General features: G+C 51.8%; 5 protein-coding genes. 4 read left to right on the top strand and 1 reads right to left on the bottom strand.

The window, feature by feature from the left end:
* Positions 1-159: 159 nt before the first annotated feature.
* From H8Q75_RS07800 to H8Q75_RS07785, 4 genes are all read left to right on the top strand, one after another.
* Positions 160-339 (top strand): hypothetical protein, encoded by a 180-nt coding sequence (locus H8Q75_RS07800; RefSeq protein WP_162147185.1) that lies wholly within the window; start codon positions 160-162, stop codon positions 337-339.
* 158 nt (positions 340-497) lie between these two features.
* Complete coding sequence (locus H8Q75_RS07795; protein ID WP_162147184.1) at positions 498-686, top strand: hypothetical protein; 189 nt, start codon at positions 498-500, stop codon at positions 684-686.
* Between the two features lie 95 nt (positions 687-781).
* Positions 782-3445, top strand: coding sequence for an ATP-dependent chaperone ClpB (gene clpB, locus H8Q75_RS07790; RefSeq protein ID WP_024125465.1), 2664 nt, complete (start codon positions 782-784; stop codon positions 3443-3445).
* Between the two features lie 22 nt (positions 3446-3467).
* Positions 3468-3947, top strand: coding sequence for a hypothetical protein (locus H8Q75_RS07785; RefSeq protein WP_297041070.1), 480 nt, complete (start codon positions 3468-3470; stop codon positions 3945-3947).
* On the opposite strand, the gene chrA is transcribed toward H8Q75_RS07785, so the two are convergent.
* Positions 3930-5156, bottom strand: a complete 1227-nt coding sequence (gene chrA / locus H8Q75_RS07780) for a chromate efflux transporter (RefSeq protein ID WP_024125464.1) — start codon at positions 5154-5156, stop codon at positions 3930-3932. The genes H8Q75_RS07785 and chrA overlap by 18 nt on opposite strands.
* Positions 5157-5199 lie beyond the last annotated feature (43 nt).

Raw genomic sequence — 5199 nt, 5'->3', positions numbered from 1 at the left:
TGCTAACATTGAGCCTCTTCCCAGTTGGACAACTTCACCGTCAACGCCAAACCCTGCCCTATGGATGTAGTGTCACAACAACGTATTTTGTAATCTAAGAGCGAGTGAATATTCCGCTTCCCCTCCTACGACAGGCAAAGTTGGAGGAGGATATTGACAGTGACAGCGATCGCATATACCGCATTGTTCTTGATTGTTCTTGATGTGGCGGGCAAGTCAACCGTATTGGGTAGTGCTATCTCACAGCCGAGCGATCGCGCCGCCATAGTACAGCAAATTAACCAATTCTTAGGGGATCCCAACCAAACCGAACTTTCAGCGCGTGCGGACGATCGCTAGATAGTAGGGATCATGGCAGGGGTGTTCTTTTTTGTAGGGTTTGTAGGGATGAGTCTAATTTCCTGCACCGGTGTTTTAACGCTGGATTGAGATCGGGGCAGTGGTACCTTGACAATTCTCCATGCAAATTTTTCTGCCGAACTCACAAGGAATTGCTCTTGCGCGAAATTAGGGACATTGCCATTGATATCCATAAGGATTCTGACGGCGATCGCCTCTATCGCGTCGTGGTCCAGATGACCTCTGGCGACACAGTCCCCCTGCAACCGTACTACAGCGGTGACTATAGCAGCAAGAAAAAACTGGCTAATCTCCTGCGGGCGTTTCTCTATTTGCCACCTCTGTAAATCATCCTGTGGGTGGGGTGGTGGCCTGTTGATTACACTGGAGATGATGGCATAATGCATTCACAGTCGGTGGGGTTTTGCCCGCAATTATCACTATGCAACCAACGGATCCAACAAAGTTTACTGATAAGGCATGGGAAGCCATTGTTCAGTCCCAGGATGTGGCACGGGAATATCGCAGCCAATACCTGGAAACAGAGCACGTCATGATTGCCCTACTGCGGGAAGAGGGACTGGGTCAACTGATTCTTGAGCGGGCGGATATTGACACCGAATGGGTGCTCAAGCGGCTGATGGATTTTGCTAAGCAACAGCCGCGCGTTCCCGCAGGCAGCGAACTCTACTGTGGTCGCAGTTTGGATGCGCTCCTTGATGAGGCCAATCGCCTCCGCCAAGAGGAAGAGGATCAATTCATTTCCATTGAGCATCTTTTACTGGCTTTTGTGGGCGATCGCCGCATTGGTCAACGTCTTTTCCGGGCCCTAAATTGCGATCGCGAGCAGTTGGCTGCCACCGTCAAAGCCATTCGCGGTGCCCAAAAAGTTTTAGATCAAAACCCCGAAAATAAATACGCTGCCCTTGAAAAGTACGGTCGTGATCTCACCGAAGCTGCCCGCCAAGGCAAACTGGATCCCGTCATTGGCCGCGATGAAGAAATTCGCCGCGTTATTCAAGTTCTCTCCCGCCGCACGAAAAATAATCCCGTTCTCATTGGTGAACCGGGTGTTGGTAAAACCGCCATTGCTGAAGGTCTTGCCCAGCGGATTATCAACGGCGATGTGCCAGAATCCCTAAAAAATCGGCGCTTGATTTCCCTCGACCTGGGGAGTCTGGTGGCGGGTGCCAAGTTTCGCGGTGACTTTGAAGATCGCCTCAAGGCTGTTCTTCACGAAGTCACCCATTCCGAAGGTCAAATTGTTCTTTTTATTGATGAACTGCACACAGTTGTTGGCGCTGGTGCCAATCAAAACTCGTCGATGGATGCCAGCAACCTACTTAAACCGATGTTGGCGCGGGGAGAGCTGCGCTGCATTGGCGCCACCACCCTAGATGAATATCGCAAATACATTGAGAAAGATGCTGCCTTAGAACGCCGCTTTCAGCAGGTGTATATTGGCCAGCCCAGTGTTGAGGATACGATCTCAATTTTGCGCGGCCTCAAGGATCGCTACGAAATTCACCACAACGTTAAAATTACCGATTCGGCATTGGTGGCCGCGGCCATGCTTTCGGATCGGTATATTAGCGATCGCTACCTCCCCGATAAGGCCATTGACCTCGTGGATGAGGCAGCCGCCAAGCTAAAAATGGAAATCACCACCAAGCCCGCTGAACTGGAAGCCCTTGAGCGGCGCCTGCGGCAACTGGAAATGGAAAGACTGTCCCTCAAACAGGAGGAGAGCCTGCCCCTCAGCCAAGCACCACTACAGGCCACTCGCGATCGCCTGCAGCGCATCGAAGCGGAAATTGCCCAACTGCAGCCGCGACAACAGGCCATGCAAGCCCGCTGGCAAGCAGAAAAAGAACTGCTGGAGCGCATCAACAGCCTCAAGGAAGAAGAAGACCAAGTGAAGTTGCAAATTGAGCAAGCAGAGCGGGACTACAACCTCAACAAAGCCGCGCAACTCAAATATGGTCGTTTAGAAACCCTCCAACGGGAACTGGAGGCCACCGAAGCACAACTTTTGGAACTTCAAGCCGCAGGTGGCACCTTTTTGCGCGATCAAGTCACCGAAGCTGACATTGCCGAAATTGTTGCCAAGTGGACGGGAATTCCCCTGCAAAAACTCATGGCCTCAGAACGCCAAAAACTCCTGCAGCTGGAACAAGTCCTCCATCAGCGGGTGATTGGTCAAACCGATGCCGTGGCCGCCGTGGCCGCTGCCATCCGCCGCGCCCGAGCTGGCATGAAAGACCCTGCCCGTCCCATTGGTTCATTCCTCTTTATGGGACCCACAGGCGTCGGCAAAACGGAACTGGCCCGTGCCCTTGCCGAAGCCCTCTTTGATGATGAAAATGCCTTGGTGCGCATTGATATGTCGGAGTACATGGAAAAACATGCCGTCTCCCGCATGATTGGCGCACCGCCGGGATATGTTGGCTTTGACAGTGGCGGTCAACTCACCGAAGCTATCCGCCGTCGTCCCTATGCCGTGGTTCTGTTTGACGAGGTGGAAAAAGCCCATCCCGAGGTTTTTAATGTGCTCTTGCAGGTGCTGGATGATGGCCGCATTACTGATTCCCAAGGGCGGACGGTGGACTTCCGCAACACTGTGATCATTATGACCAGTAACCTGGGCAGCGAGCATATCTTAGATTTGGCAGTGGATGACAGCCGCTATGAGGAAATGCGGCAACGGGTGCTCCAAAGTGCCCAAAAGTATTTTCGCCCCGAATTTCTCAACCGCATTGATGACGTGATTCTCTTCCACGGGCTAGGGCGGACGGAACTGGCTCAGATTGCCCAAATTCAACTGCGACGGGTGGAAAAACTCCTTGCGGATCAAAAACTTCACCTGCACCTCACCCCAGCAGCGCTCGATCATTTAGTGGCGGTGGGCTTTGATCCAGTCTATGGGGCACGTCCTCTCAAGCGCGCCATTCAACGGGAATTGGAGAACCCTCTGGCCGTGAAGCTTCTTGAGGAGGTCTTTACCCCTGGCGATACGATTTTGGTGGATTTGGTGGGTAGTGAGTTGACCTTTAGTGCAGTCAGCCCTGCGGGGACAGGCGATCGCCACACCGTCAGCGCCTCCTAAAATACAATGATCAATACTCACAATGATCAATACTCAGCGTGTTCAGTTAACAGCAACTGAACTTGCCTCTGAGGATTCTCCCCAAGATCAAGCGACAATTAATCACCGTGCTGGCCGAGTTCTCAAAGCACCTGTGTGCTTTTCACCCCCAGTGCTGCGCCGATTGTGCAATCCCTTTTTGCCCTGTTATCCCTTCAGGCTTCTATTTGGCCGCCACCAATACTATGCCACCTCAAAGCGAATCCATCTTAAAAACCAAGACACTCTTTCAGCAGCTTCTACAGCAAAATCAAGCTATTCAATTAATCAAGGCTCCGCAGCCGGCACCCAACAGTGGCTTACAAGTGAAGGAGCAAGTGAAAAAAAACAATGGAAAATGTATCAAAAAATTATTGAACATCGTGCTCAATCTCGTCTTAAGGAAAGTTTGACACTAAAGTCTCAGACCCCTCGAAAACTCGAGGGCAAGCTTGAGTTTTCCTCGCTAGGCGGTGCCGGTTAACCACTGGCCGCCGAGTAATCCAACTGTTGCTCCCACAGCGAGGGCGATTGCTGGATGCCATTTGAGGCGCGTAATCGCCACAAGGGAAAAGACTAAGAGCAAACTATTCAGAATGAGACTGATGGGCTGGGGATGGACAATTGCAGGAGCAAGGTTAATCGCTGCTGACAACACCATACCCACCACTGCAGGATTCACTCCCGCCAAAAATTGCTTCACCCGTTGGAGATGCTTCACCACTTGATAGTAGTGGGCGAGAGCAAACATCAATAGTAGGGATGGCAAAAATAAGGCCACGGTTGCCAAAAGGGCACCACTAATACCAGCGACACGGAATCCGGCAAAGGTGGCAATGACCGCGATCGGTCCCGGTGTCAATTGACTAATAGCCACACCATCAATAAATTCCTGCTGCGTCAGCCAATGCAACTGATCGATCAAGAGTTGTTTCAGCACGGGGATTAGGACAAAGCCACCACCAAAGAAAACAATCCCCACCTTCAGGAAGGTCAACACTAGAGTTAGCCACTGAACGGGTTGAGAAGAGGCAGTGGCCATTTGGGCAGCTTGGTGGGGTAGGGTTTGGATGGCCAGGGGTAAGCCAACGAGGGCTGATTTTTGGGAAGTTTGGAGTTTCGTGGTTTTTGTGGGTGGGCTAAGTTGGAGAATGAGACCAATGATGCCGCCACTGCCAAGGATGAGCAAGGGATTGATGCGGGTCAAACTACCGAGACAGGCCGCAATGGCGATCGCGATCGTTACCGTCGAGCGCACGGACTTTTGCCCCATTGACCAGACCGCTGCCAAGATAATGCCAATGACCACTGGCGTTAGTCCCGCAAGGGCACTTTGCAATGAGGGAATCTTATGAAACCCGAAATAGAGCCAAGATAGTAAAATCACCGCCACAACGGACGGCAGCAAAAAGGCGAGACTGCCCAACAGACCTCCCCAAAATCCATGGAGACGATAGCCAACAAAGAGCGCTGTATTTACCGGAAACGATCCTAGGATTTGGCTGAGGGCAACTCCGTGTAGGAATTCATCAATGGCCAAGAGCCGCCGTCGCTTGACAAACTCATGTTCCATGAGGGCAATCATGGCGATTCCACCGCCAAAGCCAATACTCCCCAACTTGAGAAATACAGCGGTCATTTCCCAAAGATTAAGGGGCAAAGGAGATGACTCTTCAACCTCCGACTCCGGCATGGGTTCCTCCCTGGCGATGACTATAGCTAATTGTAGTTTTTAT

Origin of the sequence: Thermosynechococcus sp. OHK43 (assembly GCF_014466085.1) — a bacterium.
Lineage (GTDB): Bacteria > Cyanobacteriota > Cyanobacteriia > Thermosynechococcales > Thermosynechococcaceae > Thermosynechococcus.
Note: the sequence above shows the minus strand (reverse complement) of the source record. Positions and strands in the feature narration are given on the sequence as shown.

Coding starts and splice junctions, on each gene's coding strand:
- chrA (WP_024125464.1), bottom strand. CDS start 5,156: ATGCCGGAGTCGGAGGTTGAAGAGTCATCTCCTTTGCCCCTTAATCTT.
- clpB (WP_024125465.1), top strand. CDS start 782: ATGCAACCAACGGATCCAACAAAGTTTACTGATAAGGCATGGGAAGCC.
- H8Q75_RS07785 (WP_297041070.1), top strand. CDS start 3,468: ATGATCAATACTCAGCGTGTTCAGTTAACAGCAACTGAACTTGCCTCT.